The sequence below is a fragment of the Marinobacter sediminum genome (genome assembly GCF_023657445.1).
Lineage (GTDB): Bacteria > Pseudomonadota > Gammaproteobacteria > Pseudomonadales > Oleiphilaceae > Marinobacter > Marinobacter sediminum_A.
In genome coordinates, this window is record NZ_JAGTWY010000001.1 from 3,033,760 (window position 1) to 3,055,289 (window position 21,530).

The 21,530-nt window shown below is 57.5% G+C and carries 18 protein-coding genes; 15 read left to right on the plus strand and 3 right to left on the minus strand.

Translation table 11 applies throughout. The annotated features are described in order from the left end of the window. Positions 1–7: 7 nt before the first annotated feature. From KFJ24_RS14360 to KFJ24_RS14390, 7 genes are all read left to right on the plus strand, one after another. Complete coding sequence (locus tag KFJ24_RS14360; RefSeq protein WP_250831772.1) at positions 8–7,603, plus strand: Hpt domain-containing protein; 7,596 nt, start codon at positions 8–10, stop codon at positions 7,601–7,603. Continuing rightward, a complete protein-coding gene (locus tag KFJ24_RS14365) occupies positions 7,603–8,655 on the plus strand; it encodes a chemotaxis protein CheB (RefSeq protein WP_250831773.1) in 1,053 nt (350 codons plus the stop codon). Before KFJ24_RS14360 ends, KFJ24_RS14365 begins: the two co-directional genes overlap by 1 nt. Positions 8,656–8,666: 11 nt before the next feature. After that, positions 8,667–9,128 carry a chemotaxis protein CheW gene (locus tag KFJ24_RS14370; RefSeq protein WP_250831774.1) on the plus strand — a complete coding sequence of 154 codons (462 nt, stop codon included), beginning with the start codon at positions 8,667–8,669 and terminating at the stop codon, positions 9,126–9,128. Between the two features lie 67 nt (positions 9,129–9,195). Continuing rightward, positions 9,196–9,687 (plus strand): Fur family transcriptional regulator, encoded by a 492-nt coding sequence (locus KFJ24_RS14375; protein WP_250831775.1) that lies wholly within the window; start codon positions 9,196–9,198, stop codon positions 9,685–9,687. After that, complete coding sequence (gene znuC / locus KFJ24_RS14380) at positions 9,680–10,450, plus strand: zinc ABC transporter ATP-binding protein ZnuC (RefSeq protein WP_250831776.1); 771 nt, start codon at positions 9,680–9,682, stop codon at positions 10,448–10,450. The genes KFJ24_RS14375 and znuC overlap by 8 nt, the downstream gene beginning before the upstream one ends. Next, positions 10,437–11,249 (plus strand): iron chelate uptake ABC transporter family permease subunit, encoded by an 813-nt coding sequence (locus KFJ24_RS14385; RefSeq protein ID WP_250831777.1) that lies wholly within the window; start codon positions 10,437–10,439, stop codon positions 11,247–11,249. The genes znuC and KFJ24_RS14385 overlap by 14 nt, the downstream gene beginning before the upstream one ends. A gap of 89 nt (positions 11,250–11,338) precedes the next feature. Beyond that, complete coding sequence (locus KFJ24_RS14390; RefSeq protein WP_250831778.1) at positions 11,339–12,346, plus strand: PAS domain-containing protein; 1,008 nt, start codon at positions 11,339–11,341, stop codon at positions 12,344–12,346. Here the strand turns inward: KFJ24_RS14390 and KFJ24_RS14395 are convergent. After that, on the minus strand, positions 12,317–12,586 hold the full coding sequence (locus KFJ24_RS14395; protein ID WP_250831779.1) for a CDGSH iron-sulfur domain-containing protein: 270 nt from the start codon (positions 12,584–12,586) through the stop codon (positions 12,317–12,319). The genes KFJ24_RS14390 and KFJ24_RS14395 overlap by 30 nt on opposite strands. 127 nt (positions 12,587–12,713) lie before the next feature. Here KFJ24_RS14395 and KFJ24_RS14400 point away from each other — a divergent pair, with 127 nt between their 5' ends. From KFJ24_RS14400 to arsJ, 4 genes are read left to right on the plus strand one after another with little or no spacing between them, the layout of a single operon-like run. Continuing rightward, positions 12,714–13,073, plus strand: coding sequence for a metalloregulator ArsR/SmtB family transcription factor (locus KFJ24_RS14400; RefSeq protein WP_250831780.1), 360 nt, complete (start codon positions 12,714–12,716; stop codon positions 13,071–13,073). After that, positions 13,074–14,105: an ACR3 family arsenite efflux transporter gene (gene arsB / locus KFJ24_RS14405; protein ID WP_250831781.1), complete on the plus strand. Its 1,032-nt coding sequence runs from the start codon at positions 13,074–13,076 to the stop codon at positions 14,103–14,105. Positions 14,106–14,120: 15 nt separating this feature from the next. Further along, positions 14,121–15,125, plus strand: coding sequence for an ArsJ-associated glyceraldehyde-3-phosphate dehydrogenase (locus tag KFJ24_RS14410; protein ID WP_250831782.1), 1,005 nt, complete (start codon positions 14,121–14,123; stop codon positions 15,123–15,125). 1 nt (position 15,126) lies between these two features. Next, positions 15,127–16,320, plus strand: coding sequence for an organoarsenical effux MFS transporter ArsJ (arsJ, locus tag KFJ24_RS14415; protein ID WP_250831783.1), 1,194 nt, complete (start codon positions 15,127–15,129; stop codon positions 16,318–16,320). A 3-nt stretch (positions 16,321–16,323) separates the two neighbouring features. Here the strand turns inward: arsJ and KFJ24_RS14420 are convergent, their stop codons facing one another. Next, entirely contained in the window at positions 16,324–17,406 is a 1,083-nt protein-coding gene (locus KFJ24_RS14420) for a patatin-like phospholipase family protein (protein ID WP_250831784.1), read from the minus strand. 181 nt (positions 17,407–17,587) lie between these two features. Here KFJ24_RS14420 and KFJ24_RS14425 point away from each other — a divergent pair, with 181 nt between their 5' ends. Beyond that, positions 17,588–18,655, plus strand: coding sequence for a GGDEF domain-containing protein (locus tag KFJ24_RS14425; protein WP_250831785.1), 1,068 nt, complete (start codon positions 17,588–17,590; stop codon positions 18,653–18,655). A gap of 27 nt (positions 18,656–18,682) precedes the next feature. Here the strand turns inward: KFJ24_RS14425 and KFJ24_RS14430 are convergent, their stop codons facing one another. Further along, a complete protein-coding gene (locus KFJ24_RS14430) occupies positions 18,683–19,588 on the minus strand; it encodes an alpha/beta fold hydrolase (protein ID WP_250831786.1) in 906 nt (301 codons plus the stop codon). Positions 19,589–19,783: 195 nt separating this feature from the next. Between KFJ24_RS14430 and folE the strand changes: the two genes are divergently transcribed. Genes folE through KFJ24_RS14445 form a run of 3 tightly spaced genes read left to right on the plus strand, consistent with a single transcriptional unit; the run spans position 19,784 to position 21,208 of the window. After that, positions 19,784–20,353: a GTP cyclohydrolase I FolE gene (gene folE, locus KFJ24_RS14435; protein WP_250831787.1), complete on the plus strand. Its 570-nt coding sequence runs from the start codon at positions 19,784–19,786 to the stop codon at positions 20,351–20,353. A gap of 24 nt (positions 20,354–20,377) precedes the next feature. Continuing rightward, on the plus strand, positions 20,378–20,752 hold the full coding sequence (folX, locus tag KFJ24_RS14440; RefSeq protein WP_250831788.1) for a dihydroneopterin triphosphate 2'-epimerase: 375 nt from the start codon (positions 20,378–20,380) through the stop codon (positions 20,750–20,752). 24 nt (positions 20,753–20,776) lie between these two features. Further along, positions 20,777–21,208, plus strand: a complete 432-nt coding sequence (locus KFJ24_RS14445; protein ID WP_250831789.1) for a CoA-binding protein — start codon at positions 20,777–20,779, stop codon at positions 21,206–21,208. Positions 21,209–21,530 lie beyond the last annotated feature (322 nt).

Genomic DNA, 21,530 nt, shown 5'->3' on the forward strand with positions numbered 1-21,530 from the left:
AGAGGTTATGGGCAATCACCATGACAGCATCGCCCTCGACTGGGTTCGGGGCGAGATACAGGACACGCTGACCCAGGGTCAGCATGCACTGGAAGCGTATGTCGAAAATCGTGACGACACTGCGCGCCTGCGCTTCTGCCTGAATTATCTCCATCAGGTGCATGGCACCCTGCAGATGGTTGAACTCTACGGTGCAGCGCTGCTCACCGAAGAGATGGAGAAGCTAACCCAGGCTTTACTTAACGACACCGTTGCCAGTGTTGATGAAGCGGTCGAAGTACTCATGCAGGCTATTCTGCAGCTGCCCCAATACCTGGAACACCTGGCCAGCAGCCAGGACGACTTCCCCATGGTACTTCTGCCCCTGCTAAACGATCTACGTGCGGCGCGTGGCGAGTCTCTGCTCTCCGATACCTCCCTGTTCAAACCAGACCTGAGCCCGTCGCGCATTACCGTCAGCGGCAAGATTTCGCAGCGTCTTCAGGACCCCAAAGTCCTCGGCCATATCCGCAAACTGCGCCAGATGTACCAATTTGCCCTTGCAGGCGTGGTGCGCGAGGCAGACCTGGACGCTCATTTCGATTACATGCAGAAGGTGATTCAGCGGCTGATGCGGCTGTGCGATAAAACACCGCAGGGTGAACTCTGGAAATCGGCCAGCGCTTTCGTTGAAACCCTGCAGGCTCACGTCAATCCGGTAAATGCCGCAGTGAAGTCGCTGCTGCGCGAACTGGATAACGAAATCCGTCGCCTTACCGAAGAGCACGCGGACATTCTGCAGCAACCGGCACCCGAAGCCCTGCTGAAACACCTGCTCTATTACGTCGCCCGCGCAAGGGACCTGGCCTCGCCTCAGGTCAAGATTCTCCGGGACCAATACCAGCTGGATCAGGCCCTGCCATCCGAAGATGCAGTAGACGCCGCACGCTCACGGGTTTCCGGACCGGGACGTGAAGCGATTCATTCCGTGGTGAGCGCGCTAAATGAAGAACTGGCGAAGCTGAAAGACCAACTGGACCTTTTTGTCCGCTCTGAACTGCGCCAGAACGACGAACTGGAAGAGCTGCTTCCCGGCATGCAGCAGGTTGCCAACACGCTGGCCGTATTGGGCCTGGGCATCCCACGCAAGGTGGTCACCGAACAGATTGAGCTGGTGACGAAGCTAAGCAATCAGAGCGAGCTGGTTGATGACGGCACCCTGATGGATATTGCCGGCGCCCTGCTTTACGTTGAAGCCAGCCTGGCCGGTCTCGACAGCGAGAGGCAGTCAGAAAACAGCGGTGAGGGAGAGGATGATCAGCCGATCAATCTCGGCTCTCGCGAACTGGGCGAGGCCAGCGGCGCGTTGCTGAGAGAGTCCAGAAACACCCTGGAGCAGGTCAAGTCCGCCATTGTGAACTTTATTGCCTCACAGTGGGATACCCGTGAAATCGAGCATGTACCCGGCTTGCTTCACAGTATCCGTGGCGGCCTGAGCCTGATTCCGCTGGACCGTGTGGCCGAAATGCTGGCATCCGCCGAGCGCTACGTTACCGATGTACTTCTGGGTGGCAAACAGGTGCCGGACTGGCAACAGCTCGACACGCTGGCCGATGCGGTAACCAGTATCGAGTATTACCTGGAGCGAATCGCCGAAGGTATTGGCGAGAATGACAACGTCCTCCGGGTAGCAGAGGACAGCCTGGCTTCCCTTGGTTTCCCGGTTGGGGCCGAACCAACCTGGACAGAAACCACGGCGGAAGAAGATATTCCGGTCGTCGAAAGCCGAGCTGTCGAAGAGTCTTCCGCCCCCGAAACACAGGACACAGACAAAGGCTCCGACGAAGAGCTTCTGGACGACGAGATTCTTGGCATCTTTGTGGAAGAGGCCGAGGAAGTTCTTGAGACCATTCACGAATTCTATCCACGCCTACGCCAGAGTCATGAGGATCGGGAGGCGCTGACCGAAGTCCGCCGTGCGTTCCATACCCTCAAAGGCAGTGGTCGTCTTGTCGGCGCAACCAGCCTGGGCGAACTGGCGTGGTCTGTGGAAAATCTCCTGAACCGGGTGATCGACCAGACCATCAAGGCCAACGACGACCTGTTCTCGCTGGTGGATGAGGTTAATGCCCGTGTTCCCTCACTGATCCGTGAGTTCCGGGAAGGCGAGGCCAACGGCGATGTTGACGACCTGATTCAACGTGCCGAGGCCATGGCAACTACCCGTCGCACCGACGGCGAGGGAGCGGCTGCCGAGAATGAGACCGCTGGGGAGCCGGAAGCCGAAGACACTCCGTTAGCAGAACCCGAGCTGGCTGGTGACTCAGAGGGTGACACGTCGCCCACTGTCGCCGGGTCAGAGGACGACGATGACCTTATCGACGATGAGATTCTAGAGATCTTTATCGAGGAAGCCGGTGAGGTACTTGAGACCATTCGCGACTACCTGCCGATGCTGCTTCGTCAGCACGACGACCGAAGCGCTCTGTCCGAAGTACGCCGTGCATTCCATACCCTCAAGGGCAGTGGTCGAATGGTCGGTGCTCTCGTAGTCGGTGAACTTGCCTGGTCTGTGGAGAACATGCTGAACCGGGTCATAGACGGCAGCATCTTCATGAATGATGACATTGCCGGTTTGCTGGATAACGTCACGGATGCATTGCCCGCACTGGTCCAGGACTTTGAAAACCGCCGGAGCCCGAGCATCGACACGGGTAACCTCGAAGCCCGGGCCACTGCCCTGGCGAATGGAGAAATCCCTGACGCCAGCACGATGCCCGACGCGGAAACGGACTCAACCACCGGGACAGAAACGCATCCTGAAGCGTCCGACGCTGGGGAGGCTGATGAGGCCGGAGTGGACCCGGTTCTGCTCGATATCTTCGAGAGTGAAACGGAAACGCACCTGCAAACGCTGAAGGACTACCTGGCTGCAGCCGGCGACAAGACAACCGTCTCCTACACCGATGATCTTTCCCGTGCCCTGCATACGCTCAAAGGCAGTGCCCATACCGCGGGTATCGCACCAATTGCAGCGGTGATTACTCCACTGGAAAGGTTCATCAAGGAGTCCCGCGCACAGAACAAGCGGGCTGACCAGGAAGTCCTGTCCCTGATTGAATCCGCCTGCGAGTTTCTCTCGCAAGGGCTGGCCCAGATCCGCCAAAACCCGCAGGCCTCCCTGCCGGGTACCGACGCCTTCCTCGAAAAACTGGACCGGGTCACGACGGAAACACTGCGAAGCCACAATGAAGTCGTCGACGACACCACGAAAAACCAGGCATCACCTCAACTGGTTCAGCTGTTCCTGAACGAAGGTCTGGATATCGTCCTTGATGCCGATCGCATACTCGATCACTGGGCTTCCCATCCGGAAGAGACAGAGTCTCTCAACCAGTTGCGTGACGAACTGGGCCAGTTAACCGAAGGCGCCACAGACGCTGGCCTGCCCGATGTCGCAGGGTTGTCTGCCGCGCTGACAGATACGTATAACGCAAGTTCCGCTCGCACCGAGGCCCCGGACGAGAATTTCTTCCAGACCGTACGTGCAGCCCACGAACAGCTGATCAACATGATGGATCAGGTCGCGGCGGGCCTGGCCACCGAGTCCAGCGACGAACTCCTTGCAAGTCTGGATGCCCTCATTCCAACGACCGATCAGAGCGCGGAAGAAACCTCCGAACCTGATGAATTCGAGCAGGAATTCACCGGTGATCTGGAAGCGATCGACCTCAGTTTCGATATGGAAGACATCGAAGCGCCGGAGGTGTCTCAAGAACCCCCCGCTGAGCAACCGCCGCTGCCGGAAACCATGGAATCCGATGATGAAATGGGTCAGGAACTGGCGGAAATCTTCCTTGAGGAAGCCCGCGACCTGATAGACAGCACTGCCGATGCGTTGCATAGCTGGAGTGAGAGTACCCATAACCTGGATATCCTCCGGTTGCTGCAGCGCGACCTCCATACCCTGAAGGGCGGTGCCCGGCTGGCCGACATTCCAGCTGTCGGCGATCTCTCTCACGAACTCGAAACCCTGTTCGAGGGATTGACCGAACAGCGATTGTCTATCAACGACGAACTCTCCGACTTGCTGTTCCGTGCCCATGATCGCCTCGCGGGCATGGTGGAAGCCCTGGAAGCACAGGAAACCCCGCGTCCGGCGCCAGACCTGATCGGGGAGATCCGGGCCTACATGGACACCGCCAACGGTTCCCGCCCGGTCACTGACGTAAGCCCTGCCGCAGAACCCGAGGCCGATGAGGATGCGTTGTCCGGCCGGGAACCCGAGGAGCCGTCAGCGCCTGAAGAGGCCGTGGAGGAACCTGAGGAGCATGCCGCGACCGATCTGTCACACCTGGATCCGGAGCTGGTGGGCATTTTCCTGGAGGAAGCCTACGATCTGATCAATTCCACTGGCAGTGCACTTCATACCTGGAGCGAAGATCCTTCCAACCGGGCCGTCGCTGCTGAACTCCAGCGCGACGTGCACACCCTCAAGGGCGGTGCCCGCATGGCCGGCGTTGAGTCCATTGGGGATCTGACTCACGTCCTCGAAGACCTGTTCGAGAAAGTGGCGGAAGGTCAGCTGGAAGCCAGTGACGCCATGAACGACCTTCTGTTTGCCTGCCATGACCGGCTGGCACAAATGGTTGAACAGGCAGCGACACAGAAACCCTGCCCACCCGCGACCGAGCTGGTATCGCAGGTTCAGGCCATTCTTCGCGGAGACGCCCCGGCACCCCAGGCCCAACAAGACGAGGCTGAGCCGGATCTTCCGCAAACTGAAGACTACGAAGCTCAAGCGGTTGAGGGCTCGCAAGAACCGGAAGTCGACGAGACGCCCGGTGTTACAGCGGCCATGACTGCAGCCAGTGACGACGACCTGACTGGCATCTTCCTCGACGAGGGCCTGGAAATCCAGGACGCCATTGGGGAATGTCTGGCTCAATGGCGTGATGAACCGGAAGAATTAACCGGTGTCACCCAGCTTCAGCAGGAACTGCATACTCTCAAGGGCGGCGCACGGCTGTCAGATGTAGACACCATCGCCGATCTCGCCGAGGCGTGGTCTGACGCTCTCGATCCACTGATTGCCGGCGCCAGTAACCAGGCGACCCTGCTGCAACTCAGTGACAGGGCGCTGAACTCTCTCAGGACTATGCTTACGAGCCTGGAAGAGAGCAAAAAACCAGTTGCCGACGATGCCCTGGTCGAGGCACTGAAGGCCGCCCATAGGACGGCTGCTGATGATGCTCAGGTGAAACCGGCAGAAACCGAAGACGCCGGCACCGAAGATGTGGACCCGGAAGTTCTCGAAATCTTCCTGGAGGAAGCCGGCGAGATCATGGACCAGTTAGAGCAGATGCTTGAGGACTGGCGCAAGGAGCCGGCTAACCATACCTTCAACCAGGAAGCTCAGCGTGCCCTGCATACACTGAAAGGTGGTGCACGCCTGTCACAACTGACACAGCTCGGTGACAAGGCTCACGCGTTCGAAACCCGCCTGATTGATCTGGGCGGCAATGCGCCAGACGAGAGCCAGTGGCAAGCCATCACCGAAGAGCACGACGCCATCATTGCGATGGTCGCGGAGATCCGGAAACGCTTTGATTCCGGTGCAGTAACACCAGAGCCTGCCAAGGCTCCGGAGCCGGAGCCGGAGAAAAAGCAGGCACCTGCGCGGATTGAGACGTCAGAGGCGGATGCCAAGAAACCGCCAGAGCCGGCACCCAAGCCCGCCAAGGCACCGGCAAAACCCCGTAAAAAGGCTGCTGAGGCTCAGCGAGCGGCTCAGGAAACGATCCGGGTATCGGCACCGCTGCTTGACGAGATGGTCAACCTCGCTGGCGAAACCAGTATTACCCGTGGCCGCCTGGAACAACAGACCAGCGACTTCAGTCACACCCTGGATGAAATGGCTGCGACCATCGAGCGTTTGCGTGAACAGCTCCGGCGGATGGAAATCGAAACCGAAGCGCAGATCCTGTTCAGTGCCGAAAAAGAGCATGGCCCCGATTACGGCGAGGACTTTGATCCCCTGGAAATGGACCGGTATTCGTCCATCCAGCAGTTGTCACGAGCACTGACCGAATCCTCCTCCGACCTTGCGGACCTGCGGGAAACCCTGTCTGACCGGGTGCGGGATACGGAGACCCTGCTGGTTCAGCAATCCCGGATCAACACGGAGCTCCAGGAAGGTCTGATGAAGACCCGGATGATTCCGTTTGCCTCCATGGTGCCCCGTCTGCGCCGAATCGTTCGCCAGATCAGCGGTGAGCTTGGCAAGAAAGTGGACTTTGACGTCCGTAACGCCGAGGGCGAAATGGATCGCAACATCCTGGAAAGGATGGTTGCACCACTTGAACACATGCTTCGTAACGCGCTTGATCACGGTATCGAAGCGCCTGCCGACCGGAAAAAGACCGGCAAACCTGAAACCGGTGAAGTGACACTGTCCCTGACTCGAGAAGGCGGTGATGTGGTTCTGCGGATGATCGACGATGGTGCTGGCATTCCGTCGTCGGTGATCCGTGACAAGGCAATTCGTCAGGGCATGATGCGCCAGGACGAGGACCTGTCCGACCGCGAAGTCCTGCAGTTTATTCTGCAGCCCGGTTTTTCCACGGCCCAGCAGGTCACCCAGATTTCCGGACGTGGCGTCGGTATGGACGTGGTGGCCAGCGAGATCAAACAGCTCGGCGGCAGTCTCGACATTGATTCTGCCGTTGGCCACGGAACGACCTTCACGGTTCGACTGCCGTTTACGGTTTCCGTCAACCGGGCGCTGATGGTATCAACCGGCGAAGACTTCTACGCGATCCCGCTCAACACGATTGAAGGCATCGTTCGCGTCAGCACCTACGAACTTGAGGAATATTACAAACCGGAAGCACCGCTGTACGAATACGCAGGCCAGGAATACCGCCTGCAGTATCTCGGCAGCTTGCTGAACAGCGACCACCAGCCCAAGCTTCAGGGTCAGGCGTTGCCTCTGCCGGTCATCCTCGTACGCGGTGCTGAACAGCCAATGGCTCTTCAGGTAGACAACCTGATGGGTAGCCGGGAGATCGTGGTTAAGTCCCTCGGTCCGCAGTTCGGCACGGTCCGTGGCGTGTCCGGTGCCACTATTCTCGGTGACGGTAACGTGGTGGTGATTCTCGACCTGCCGGCGATGATCCGTTCTGACATTCTCTCCGAGCGCCAGCGGCTGGCCAGCCTTGAGAAAGCGCGCGAAGCGGCTCGCTACGAGGAACGAATCACAACGGTTATGGTGGTGGACGACTCGGTTACTGTGCGGAAGGTTACCTCTCGTCTGCTGGAGCGAAACGGCATGGAGGTCATCACTGCAAAGGATGGTCTGGACGCAGTAGCCCAGTTGCAGGATCACCAGCCTGACGTCATCCTGCTGGATATCGAGATGCCGCGGATGGACGGTTTCGAGGTGGCGAGTTTTGTACGCCATGACGATAATCTGCGTGAGACGCCCATCTGCATGATTACCTCCCGTACCGGAGAAAAACACAGAGAGCGTGCCATGGCCATTGGCGTTAACGAGTATCTCGGTAAGCCGTTCCAGGAAACCGAGCTGCTTGACACCATTAAACGGCTGTCTGGTAACCAGTGATGGCCGGCCAATTTGGCCGGCCCAGAGTCGGGATTGTCTCTGATGTCGTTTTGCAACGTCATAGACTGCAGGCAGCAACCGCGAAATTCGGCCTTGATGTCTGTTTCTCCGGCGATCCCGAGCGCCTTCTGGGCTATCCGGAATTTCCTGACGCATGCCTGTGGCTGGTTACCCTGGAAGATGAGGCTGATCATCCCGCGCTGTTTGACCATTTACTGGAAAACACTGAAGCACCGGTCCTGTTTGGGCTGGACCAGGCACCCAAACCCGGCGGCACGGATTACTTTCGCTGGGAACGGCGGTTGCTCGGAAAGCTTGAAAAACAGCTAGGCCACCTTGAGGAACTGGACTCAGAGGCCAGTCTTGAGGAGCTTGAGGAGCAGTCGCCCCCGGAACCGGTTACCGCCTCTTTGCCTCACTGGATTCCGCCGGCGGTGCCCGGTTCAGTGGCCGAGGAAGTATGGATTCTCGGTGCCTCCCTTGGTGGACCCGCTGCGGTCAAGGCGTTTCTGGACAACCTGCCGCCAGGGCTTCCCGTGGGTTTTATTTACGCCCAGCACATTGATGGCAACTTCACCGAGGCACTGACACGGGTACTGGGCCGCCATGCTAATTACAAGCTCAAAACCGCAGAGGAAGGCAATCGGATCCACAATAGCGATGTTGTGCTCATGCCAGTGGAACATGAATGGAAAATCGACAACACCGGGGAACTGACCGAGCTCAGCGGCCCCTGGCCGGGACCTTACGGCCCCTCCATTGATCAGGTCTTGCTGAATGTTGCAGACCATTACGGTCCGCGCTGCCATGCTATTCTGTTTTCGGGCATGGGCAACGATGGTGCCATCGCTGCGCCACTGCTCAAGGCTTATGGTAGCCGGATTTGGGTTCAGGAGAGTGACAGCTGTGGCAACAGCTCCATGCCGGACTCCGTAGCTGCGACCGGTTGTTCCACTTTCTGTGGTACCCCGGAGGAGCTGGCCCGGGAACTGGTCAAAACCATTGAAAAAGCCTGTCTGCTGAAAGGCCGGCAGAAACAGGATTCTGCCTGAGGAAGCATGCAATGAAAGACGATAGCCAAACCCTCTCCTGCGTCATGATTCCCATGAGCGAGCGGCAACTGTTACTGCCAAACGTGACCATCGCCGAGGTCGTGGATTATGCCAGTACGGACGCGGGCACAAACTCGCCTGAATGGCTGGTGGGCTACCTGGACTGGCGCGGGCTCAACCTGCCGGTAATCTCCTACGATTCCGCCAATGGCGGCACACTGACTGTTCCGGGTGATAACCGGGGACGAATCGTAGTTCTGAACACCATCGGCGAACACCATCAGGAGGTTCCGTTCGTTGCCCTGGTTACCCAGGGTATTCCCAGCCAGGCAAGGCTCGCAGAGGATCAGATCCGAAAACTGGACGGCGAGGCCGGCCCCGCCGATCTGATGCAGGTTGAAGTGGACGGGGAAAATGCCTGGATTCCAAACCTCGAATACATTGAGTCACTCGCCAGACAATCCCGTCACTGAACGCCCTTCAACATGGCAGGGATCCTTGCAAATGTTATAATGTTGCAAATTTCGTGGGATCCCGATCATGTCTGCCAGCGCACTTCCCTACCGCCCTCACAACCATGCTGCCTGTGTCAGCCAGGCATTGACTGAAGCCAGGTCAATCTGCCAGCAACATAATGCGCGACTGACACCAACACGAGAGCGGGTGCTGGAACTTATCTGGCAATCACACAAGCCCCTGGGCGCCTATGATGTTCTGGCGGAACTGACCGGGGACGGGCACAACGCCGCTCCCCCCACAGTCTATCGGGCGCTCGATTTTCTCCAGCAGCATGGGCTGGTTCATCGTATTGCATCCCTGAATGCCTTTATCGGATGCGCCCACGCCGGCAAACACCACGCCGGCATGTTTTTAATCTGTCGTGCCTGCGGCAATGTTCTGGAACTGACCGCGCCCGCTGTCTCCGGCGCAGTTCAGGCGGCCGCCGACCAGGAAGGCTTCAAAGTGGACGACGTCACCCTGGAAATAGCCGGCCTCTGTCCCGGCTGCCAGGCGGAGTCGGGTGATGCGTGATTCACTGGTTACCCTTGAAAATCTGACGGTTGAATTTGACGACCGCCCGGTAGTTGATGATGTGAACCTGAATGTGCACCGGGGCGATATTATTACGGTCATCGGTCCAAACGGCGCAGGCAAAACAACGCTGATCAAAGCCATTCTGGGCATTCAGAAACTGAGCCGGGGCGCAGTCAGACGGGCAAAAGATCTGGTTATAGGTTACGTACCCCAGCACCTCATCCTGGAATCAACCCTGCCGCTGAGCGTTAAGCGCTTCATGCTGCTGAGTGGCCGCCCCCTGCCAGAGTGTGAGGATGCACTGGCCAGGACCGGCGTCAGCCATCTGCTCAACGCCTCGATTCACCACCTCTCCGGTGGAGAAAGGCAGCGGTTACTTCTGGCCAGAGCACTGTCCAGAAAGCCAGACCTCCTCGTTCTGGATGAGCCTGCGCAGGGCGTGGACATCAACGGCCAGGCCGCATTATATGAACTGATCCGGGAGCTACGCGACGAACTCCATTGTGGCGTGATCATGATTTCCCATGACCTTCATCTGGTTATGGCTGCCACCGACAAGGTTATCTGCCTGAATCAGCATGTTTGCTGCAGTGGCTACCCGGCGGATATCTCACACGACCCCGCATTCATCGAAACCTTTGGTCATCAGGTAGCAGAGTCCCTGGCCGTCTATCATCACCATCACAATCATCGCCACGACCTTCATGGCGATGTCGTTGGCAGCGGCCACGAGGAGTGCTCCGGCCATGCCCATCATTGAAACCATTCTGGATGACTTTTTCTGGCGAGCCCTGATAGGTGGGCTTGGCGTCGCCCTGGTGGCCGGCCCCCTGGGCTGTTTTGTCGTCTGGCGAAGGATGGCCTACTTTGGCGACACACTCGCTCACTCTGCTCTGCTGGGTATTGCCCTGAGTTTCCTGATCAGTGTTCCGCTCAATGTCGGTGTGGTTATCACCTGCGTTATCCTGGCCCTGGCACTGGTCCTGTTTTCCCGTACCAAAGCACTGGCGACCGATACCCTGCTCGGTATTCTCGCCCATAGTGCCCTTGCTATCGGCCTGGTGACGCTGAGTTTTATGCCGGACGTGCGAGTGGACCTTACCGGACTGTTGTTTGGCGACCTGCTTGCCATGAGCCGGGATGACCTGTTCTGGATTTACGGGGGTGCCGGACTGATTCTGACCCTGCTTGCCACCCTGTGGCGAGGTTTGCTGATGAGCACCATCCACGAGGAGCTTGCCCGCGTTGAAGGCGTCCCCGTGGAACGACTTCGACTGGTCCTCGTGCTGATGTTTTCCCTGGTGATCGCAGTCGCCATGAAGATCGTGGGCGTTCTACTGATCACAGCACTGCTGATCATACCGGCTGCGACAGCACGGAGACTGGCACATAATCCGGAGCATATGGTTGGGCTGGCCATGGTCTTCGGGTTTGTGGCAGTCTCCGGCGGCCTGAGTCTGTCCTGGTATCTGGATACACCGGCCGGTCCATCGGTGGTCGTAACCGCGTTTCTGACTTTCCTGCTGGTATACGGCAGTGCCGGCAAGGTCCGCGCCTGAAAATTTCCATGGAATCCCTGCCTGGTCTAAAGTGAAGGAAAACCCGGGTTGGCTCCGGGCATGGAACCACATCATCAGGGTAGGCTTGCATGGAAAGCTCAAAACTCCTTGTGCCGTGGAAACCAGTGTTATGGCCCGGCTTATGGGTGCCATTGGTTATCCTTCTTTCCGGCCTGATCGCAACAGGCATGGCCGCCAGCATCGAATCCAACCGGGCCAGGGATCTGGCCCAAGCCCGTTACCATGCCCAGCACCAGGCGCTCGTCAACCTGCTTCTTGCCCGAGCCCCGGCCATGACTTCTGAAAAGAGCCCCTCTCTGGACTGGTTGCCGTCTCTGTTCGAGGAGGCCCTGCCGCCAACCATCGGCCTGCGTATCGACACGCTTGACCGGCACACGAAAAAGCCACTGCTTGAAATTCACGCTAACGGCGCCATCAATCCAGCACTCGCCCTTCGTACCAAAGTGAATCCCGGCGATGTGCGCTGGATGCTGACAACAGTACCCTCCTCCCGGTTACTTGAGGAAGCCGCCTATCAGGCACGAATAACCGTCTGGACCACGGGCCTGGCGCTTTCTGCCCTGGCGACCCTACTGACCCTGGTCCTGTGCCGGCGGCTGTACATACAGTCATTGCAGGTCATTGATCTTGATCGGCGCCAGGCAGGTTCAGACAAGCAAATCAACAATCTTCAGGTCGAAAAAACGATACTCCGCCAGGCACTGAATGACAGCGAACTACGCAGCAGGGACCTTGTCGCCCTGTCCGGCGCGATGATTTGTGAGCTGGACGAGTACGGGAAAATCGGGTTCATCTCGCCCCAGATCGCCGATACGCTGGACCTGGCTCCAACAGATATGATCGACCAGCCATTCGAGATCCTGGTAGCACCGTCTTCCCGGGAAAATTTCAGGCTGGCGCTGAATGCATCCAGAACGGACTACACTATCCAGCGAATCGACCTGCCACTATTACATCGAAATACAGATACCCAGGTTCCAGTGATACTCCGTGTCCGGGCCCTGAGGGACACGCTCCACGGGCTTATCGGTTATCGGCTCAGCGCGCTACCCGCTCCCGCCATCCTTGCCGGCTAAGGACTTATGGGTGCCGTCACACAGCGGAGCCGAGGCTGTCTGCTTGCAGCCACAAAACCAGACCCATTCCTTTTTCTCCGCGGTGTACTTTACCGGGCCAAACCCCGTGCCTTTGTGGGAGCCGTCGCAGAACGGCTGACTCTGGCTTCGGCCGCAGGCACACCAGAAATAGTTCTTGCCACCTTCGACCAGGACAGAATACGGCGTCGTGCTTGCCACACGGGCTTTCTCATCACTCATCAAACCTCCCCAGTGCCTTTCTTCGCAATGACGTCAGCAGTATAGACAATTCTCAGCAGACACCTTGTCACGAAAGGGACATTCGCCTATGTTTATATGCGTTTTTCCGAATATATGAGACCAGTACATGTGCCCAGTCAATCACCATCAGCCGGTCGCTGTATTCAAGGCCTTGGGCGATCCCAGCCGTCTGGCGATGGTATTGCTGATTCGAGCGCAACAGGAGCTGTGTGTTTGCGAGCTGACGACCGCCCTTGATGTCGCTCAGCCCAAAGTCAGCCGCCACCTCTCGACGCTGCGGGATGCCGGATTGCTGGAGGGAGAACGCCGGGGGCAGTGGATTTACTATCAGCTTCACCCTCAGTTGCCTGACTGGGTGATTCGGGTCATCGACGAAGCAGCAGAGCCAAATCGTAAAAACCTCAACGCCGAAATGCAGCGACTGGCCAACATGCCAGATCGCCCCATGAAAACGGATTGCGCATAAATGGGATTATTTGAACGTTATTTGAGCCTTTGGGTCGCCCTGGCCATTGTCCTGGGGATTGTTGCCGGCACTGCGATGCCCGGTGTGTTTGAAGCGGTCGCCGGCTTCACCTATGCCCATGTAAACCTGGTGGTCGCGGTCTTTATCTGGGCGATGATCTACCCGATGATGGTCCAGGTGGATTTTCTGGCCATCAAAAACGTGGGCCGAAAACCACAGGGGCTGGTGCTGACTCTGATTATCAACTGGCTGGTCAAACCGTTCACCATGGCCGCTCTGGGCTGGCTGTTCTTCAAGGTCCTGTTCGCCGAGCTGGTGGATCCGGTCACGGCTACCGAATACATCGCCGGGATGGTCCTGCTGGGCGTCGCTCCCTGCACCGCCATGGTATTCGTCTGGAGTCATCTGACCAAAGGCGATTCCGGCTATACGCTGGTACAGGTGTCCGTCAACGATATCATCATGATATTCGCCTTTGCCCCCCTGGCGGCCTTTCTGCTGGGGCTCTCCTCCATTACCGTGCCCTGGGAAACCCTGTTGCTCTCGGTTCTGCTGTATGTAGTGGCACCGTTGATCGCAGGCATCGTGACTCGACGGCAGCTGCTCCGAAAGGGCACTGCAAGGCTCGATAGCTGGCTGCAGCATAGCAAACCAACAACCGTACTGGGTCTTTTGGCGACCGTAACACTGTTGTTCGGACTGCAGGCAGACCGGATTCTGGACAATCCCCTTGCCATTGGACTGATTGCCATTCCCCTGCTGATCCAGAGTTACGGTATCTTCTTTCTCGCCTACTTCATCGCGAGAAAAATGCAGCTGCCCCACAATGTGGCGGCACCGGCCGGACTGATCGGCACCTCTAATTTTTTTGAACTGGCGGTCGCAGTTGCGATCAGTCTGTTCGGGCTGACCTCAGGAGCCGCCCTGGCAACGGTGGTCGGGGTATTGGTGGAAGTCCCGGTCATGTTGTCTCTGGTCGCTTTTGCGAATCGGACAAGACACTGGTTTCCTGCAGGCCCGGCCGAAACCTGATCAAAGGAGTGCATCATGAGCAAGATAAAGGTAGGCATCAATGGATTTGGCCGCATTGGCCGTCTGGCCCTGCGAGTGGCGTGGGACTGGCCGGAAGTTGAATTCGTTGTCATCAACGATCCGGGGGCCGACGCCGCCACCCTGGCGCACCTGCTGACCTTCGACAGTATCCATGGCCGCTGGAACCACGAGGCCGGTTTTGAAGGGACTGACATGGTCATTGATGACAGCCGGATCCGCGTGACCCACAACAAGACAATCGGGGAAACCGACTGGTCGGGCTGCGACGTGGTCATCGAAGCCAGCGGTAAAATGAAGACAGTCAGTGTACTGCAGGCCTATCTTGATCAGGGCGTCAAGCGCGTGGTTGTTACGGCCCCGGTAAAGGAGAACGGCGCCAAAAACATTGTGCTCGGCGTCAATGACGATAGTTTCGACCCGGCCACAGACAGGATCGTGACAGCCGCGTCTTGCACAACCAATTGCCTCGCCCCGGTCGTGAAAGTGATTCATGAAAAACTGGGCATCAAACATGGTTCGATCACCACCATCCACAGTCTGACCAACACCCAGACCATCATAGATGCGCCCCACAAGGACTTGCGGCGGGCCCGGGCCTGCGGCAGCTCCCTGATACCCACCAGCACCGGTTCCGCCACAGCCATCATCGAAATATTTCCGGAACTCAAAGGCCGGCTGGATGGCCACGCGGTCCGTGTTCCCCTGACCAATGCCTCACTGACCGACTGCGTCTTCGAAGTGGAACAGGCCACTGACCGTGACACCGTCAATACGCTCCTGAAAGAGGCCGCCGAAGGCGAACTGAAAGGCATACTGGGTTATGAAGAACGACCACTGGTCTCCATTGACTACAAGACCGATCCCCGCTCCTCAATTGTTGACGCCCTGTCCACCCTGGTGGTGAATGGTACCCAGGTAAAACTCTATGCCTGGTACGACAATGAATGGGGTTACGCGAACCGGACCGCCGAACTGATGCTCAAGGTGGGCTCGGCCTGATATGAACACAGCATTGCGCCAGTACCTGGTTATCACCGGCAATTACTGGGCATTTACCCTGACTGACGGCGCGTTGCGGATGCTGGTGGTGCTGCACTTCCACCAGCTCGGCTATTCACCGCTGGAAATCGCAATGCTGTTTCTGTTTTACGAGTTCTTCGGGGTCGTCACCAACCTGGTCGGTGGTTATCTGGGTGCCCGAATCGGCCTCAACAGGACCATGAATCTGGGCCTCGCCCTTCAGGTCCTGGCCCTGGCCATGCTCGCAGTGCCAGCCTCTGCGCTTACCGTACCCTGGGTCATGGCGGCTCAGGCACTGTCCGGCATCGCCAAGGACCTTAACAAGATGTCCGCCAAAACCGGCATCAAACTGCTGGTTTCGGACGCCAACCAGGGCAAGCTCTACAAATGGGTCGCCCTGCTCACAGGATCCAAGAATACCCTGAAAGGGGTCGGGTTCTTCCTGGGCGGCCTGCTGCTGATGACTGCAGGCTTCAGGGGCGCAGTGGTTTTGATGGCGTCAGCCTTGTTGCTGGTTTGGCTCAGCAGCCTGTTTCTGCTCACACAGGAGCTCGGCAAGAGCAAGGCCAAACCGAAGTTTACAGAGATTCTCTCAAAGAACCGGGCCATCAATGTGCTTTCAGCAGCCCGGTTATTTCTGTTCGGTGCCCGGGATGTCTGGTTCGTGGTGGCCTTGCCCGTTTATCTGCACACAGTCTTCGGTTGGGATTTCTGGAAAGTCGGTGGTTTCATGGCCACCTGGGTCATCGGCTATGGCTTCATCCAGACCATTGCGCCGAGACTGACCGGGAATCCCGAGGACAAAAAACCTGTGGTCCTGTGGGCAGGACTCCTGGCACTCGTTCCCGCCGTTATTGCTACTGGCCTGATGGCAGGGATAGCTCCGCAACTGGCAATCGTTGGAGGGCTTTTACTGTTTGGCGTGCTATTCGCCATCAACTCATCCCTGCACAGTTACCTGATTGTCAGCTACGCCAGGGAAGATGGGGCCTCCCTGGATGTCGGTTTCTACTATATGTCCAATGCCGCCGGCCGACTGCTGGGGACCATCCTGTCCGGCTGGGTTTATCAGGCTTACGGTCTGGGCGCCTGTTTATGGGTTTCTTCCGGGCTGATCACACTGGCTGCGCTATTTGCCGCCTGGTTACCGGACCAGCGGACGGCACCGGCCTGACCATCAGAGCGGCCTGATAGCGTCCATCAGCTTCCCGGTTTCAGTCAGCTCCAGAAACTCATCACCCAGACGGTCGCTTTCCGCGATGGCCCTGCGCCAGGAACGCTCCCGGCCAGTGTTATCGCCCACATATTTCTCAAAATCTTTCCGATCCGGCAGCTTGCGATCGGGCAGGGTGTCCAGGTACTCCCTGGAAGGCGCAATCAGCAGAACATCCTGCAAACGGGTTGCATCACCGCGGCGCCAGGGCAGGGTCTTATCAAACCATCCGGGTACCACTTTATCCGTGAAGTGCGGGTACAGGATGATCCCCGGCTGCTCATAAGGCAGGTCCAGGTGATAGTCGAGCAGCCCCCCGTCCCGATATACGCCTTCCGGAGCGCCGGGAATATTGCGCACACCGGACATGACCATCGGTATGGATGCTGAAGCGAGTAACGCTGGCATCAGGTTTTCCCGTGTCAGTGCCACTTCGTGGCTCGGGAAATCCACCAGTTTCGATACCGGTGCTTTCAGTCGGGCATCGTGAATGATGCCACGCTCCATAAAACGGCCAAGATGGCGGCGGCTGACCATGTTGGCACTGATGGCATTCATCAGACCAAGACCTAACCGGCCCCTGGTGTCATGCTCAAGCATCCCCAGGCTGCGGACAACCACGATGTTGAGGCGATACCAGGGGTGATTGAGGAGATAGTCTTCGTGACCACCCAGCAACTCCTCCAGGAACAGAACGCTTTTGCGACTGACTTCCGCCGGGCTGACACCCTTGGCGAAACGCTGCGCGGTATAAAGCTCAGCCAGCCTGGCGAGCTGGGTCTTCGGATCGTTCGAAGAGGCAACCGCAGCAAACCGCCAACTGCCGATCGAGGAGCCTATCAGAGTGCGTTCCTGCTCTACCCCCGGCAACCAGTCGCCAAAGATGGCCTTGTCCAGTCCACTGATCCCCAAAGCCTTTGGCCCACCGGCGGCACCCGGGATCACATGAACATCGTCGGGGGTCAGTGGCTTGTCTTTCAGCCGTTGCATCGCACGTTGCCCGGCGCGAATTGTGAGTACCGGCGCGCGGGAATGGATGGCAGTCATACTCAGCTCCGTTGAAAAGTCCTGTGGATTCTAACCAAGTGGACAGGCAGCAGCCAACTGAACCAAACTAATGGTGGTTATAAGTATCGCCATATGCTTCATTAAGGGGCGGGCCATGCTAGACTTCCAGGCGGTCTGTAACCGGAAGCGGACTGATTTTCCTAGACAGCAGGAGCTTGCTGTGAATGTTTTTGCCTTACCCAATTCGCTGGCGACCAACCCGACTCTCGCAGTTCTGGGTTTCAAAAGGCAACTGGTATACCACCTTCATTTCTGGGCCTTCGTTGCCGTTGCTCCCTTGGTACTGGTTCAATGGAGACAGGATCACTACCTTCTTTCCAGTATTCTGATCCTGTTCTGCCTGAATGCTCTGCTGGTCATTGCCTTTCTCCGATTCCGTAGCACCTATTTCCTCAAGGGCCGCCTGTTTCCTCTTCTGGCGGTGGTATCGGCCGCCTATTCCACCAGTATTAACGGACACGCCGGTCTCTATTGGGCTTATCCTGCAGCCACTGCCCTGTTTTTCCTACTGCCCCTGCGCGAAGCCATCGCCAGCAATATCGTTTTCGTTGCTGTCATGTCGATGGTTTCGTTCATCAAGTTTGCCGAAGCCGATTTCTGGCGTATCACCTTTTCTCTCGGACTGACATGCCTGTTCGCGATGATTTTTGCCTGGCTGGTGGGCAGGCTCCAGGGGGAACTGACACGACTCGCAACAACCGATCCTTTGACCGGTTGTCTCAACCGTTCTCAGCTGGCCGACATTCTCAACAGCCAGATCCAGATGCGGGAAAGGTACGAGCGGGTTTCCAGCCTGATACTGTTGGATCTGGATTTTTTCAAGACCATTAATGACCAATGGGGCCACCTGGCCGGTGACAGGGTACTCAAGGAAATGTCCCTGCGGATGCGCAAGCGGCTGAGGGAGAGCGATCAGCTGTTTCGCATTGGCGGGGAGGAGTTCATGATCGTGCTGCCAGAAACCCGCCAGAAAGATGCTGATAACCTTGCTCACCAGTTATTGACCAGCATCAGCTCCCGGCCGTTTCTGGAAGATATAAAGATGACGGCAAGCGCCAGTGTGGCAGAGGTATGCCAGGGAGAAACCTGGTCCGTCTGGCTGAACCGTGCGGATCAGGCACTTTATGAGGCCAAATCCCGGGGGCGGAATCAGGTGGTAAACGCTGCCCGCCCGGTGCCCATCAATCAGCAGGGATCTGACCAGCTAACCGACCAGGAAACCAACTGACCTCCGGCAGATGCCGAAGGCCCGGAATCACTGCATCCCTTTTCTGAAATCGCGATAGGCACTGAAAACATCCCATGGACATTCAAAATGCGGATAGTGTCCAACGTTTCTGAGGCTCACCACATCCGGCTCTGGAATCAGCTCCCGGTAACGTCGGGCCATGGCAGCCCCGGACACCGGATCCGCGGTTCCGGAAATCAGCCGCATCGGCTGACGGGCTTTCTGCAGGGCCCCTACCCAGCGATTACGGTGGCAACGTCGCTCCTCCATGAACTGAATCAGGTGATGAAGAATACCCCGGCCATTGTTGTAGGTAAGCAGGTGCCAGAAATCTTCCATATCCTGTCGATCCGGCGGGTTCTGGCTACCGAAAAGACGACGGAAATTCCGCTCGAAGGCCCGGCGGCTGAGGCCCCGACTGATCAGGCCACCCAGCCGACTTCGCAGGAGCTTCTGGATCAGCAACGGATTATGGACTTCCGGAAACAGGGCTCCGTTCAGGAAGCAGGCACTGGCTATATGAAATTGCAGTACCCCCTCCTGCTCTCTGGCAAGGAGTTCCTGGCCCACACTGCACCCATAATCATGCGCCATAAAATGCACGGTTCCCAAGCCAAGGCCCTCGATCCAGCCCTGAAGGAGATCCGCCTGATCTTCGATGCTATACGGATAAGCCATGGGCTTGTCTGAAAACCCAAAGCCAAGCATGTCGAGCGTCAGCACACTGTGTTGCTGAACAAGCATTGGCCAGACCCTGCTCCAGTCCCAACTGGCTGTTGGAAATCCATGGATCAGAACCAGTGGTTCACCATGGCCCGCCATGCGGCTGAAGATCGCATGCCCCTCATAACTGAACCACTTGCCTCCATGCTGCCATCCTTCAAGGCTGTACACCCCGTCCGTTGTATCGGCGGAGGCTATCACCTGTTCCATGCGCTATCCCCGGTGTCTTTCAGACCCTCAAACTTTAAAACAATCCGGGTTCAGCTACCATAGCCTTACACCACGGCATGCACGCAGTTGAAGCGAAAGTGGTCTTTTCCCGTCCCGCCAGCGTAAAGCGTGGAGATAACGGATAAATTGACTTAAGCTTTGGCCCTCGTACGACACAGCAAACCGGAACTGACTATGACCAAACACCTTGACGACCTTGCGGGGCATTACAGCGCCATTATTAATGGGCTCGGTGAAGACACCAGCCGCGAAGGTCTGCAAGACACCCCAATGCGCGCCGCCAAGGCGATGCAATTCCTGACCCAGGGTTACCAGCAAAGCCTGGACGATCTGGTAAACAATGCCGTCTTCGAATCTGCCATGGATGAGATGGTGGTGGTTCAGGACATCGAGCTTTACAGCATGTGCGAACATCACATGCTGCCGTTTATCGGCAAGTGTCACATCGCCTACCTGCCCCAGGGCCGGGTCCTGGGCCTGTCCAAGTTTGCCCGCATCGTAGATATGTACGCCCGCCGCCTGCAGATCCAGGAAAACCTGACGCGCCAGATTGCCGAAGCTATCGAAAGCGTTACCGGCGCCAAGGGTGTTGCTGTGGTCATTGAGGCCCAGCACATGTGCATGATGATGCGAGGCGTGGAAAAGCAGAACTCACGGATGAAAACGTCGATGATGCTGGGACAGTTCCGCAAGTCCCAGGCGACACGCACTGAGTTCCTGAACCTCATTGGCAACAACCGCTGACCCAACCCGGAGAACGGAGGCGCTATGACAGATGTAACCGGAAACCATCAGGCCCGGGTCCGCATCAAGGATCTTCTACTGCGAGCCTACATTGGCATCAAGGAAGAGGAAATCAACAACCAGCAGGACGTGTTGATCAACGTGTGCCTGACCTACGACGCCGCCGACGCGATCAACGAAAACGAAATCTCGGCCGCGCTGAATTACCGGACCATTACCAAGCAGATTATCCACCATGTAGATGGCAACCGTTTTGCCCTTTTGGAGCGCCTGACCCATGAAGTGCTATGCATCGTCATGGAGCACGAGGCGGTGCAGTGGGCGCAGGTGGAAATCGACAAACCCCACGCGTTACGATACGCAGAATCCGTGTCCGTATGCCTTGAGGCACATCGATAAACCAACTCAGGTGAAACCTCTCCCATGCCTAGCAACTCCCCGGAACAGATGCGCGTCATTCTCGAAAGCATCCGCACGATTGCGCTTGTGGGCGCCAGTGAAAAGACTAACCGGCCGTCTCACGAAGTCATGGAGTTCATGCAGAAACAGGGTTACCGGGTTATCCCCGTGAACCCCCGTATCGCGGGCAAAACACTCTTGGGAGAAACCGTCTATGCCGACCTGGCCTCCCTGCCCGAACCCGTGGACATGGTGGAACTGTTCCTGGCACCTGAGCGCACTGACGCCATCATCGATGAAGCTGTCGATCTGCACATACCTGTCCTCTGGATGCAAATTGGTGTTATCAACGAGAACGGTGCCGCCAGAGCCGAAGCAGCCGGACTGACGGTGGTCATGGACCGCTGCCCGAAGCAGGAAATTCCACGTCTTGGCATCTCCCCGGTGCCTGCCTGAGCCGACTGATCAAAATGAGAACTGGTGCACACTTTCGCGAGCAGGCGGTGATACCCTGCTCTGGTCTGCCATAATCGGCCAAAATAACCTGAAAGACTGTCAACGCCTTAACGCTACAACGAGCCAGACTTCCGCTTGACCTGATTAAAGCGGGGATATGCAGTGTTAACATCCCGCCTGAACCCAGCCCTTGACCGAATGTCGCCTCTGCCCGACGATGCCCTTTGGCCTCTCGCTTCTGGGCAGGGTTAAAGAACTGATGGCCGCACCCGACGAAAGTGTTTCATAATCTCCGGTACTGTCGGCAAACGGGCCGTTCAAA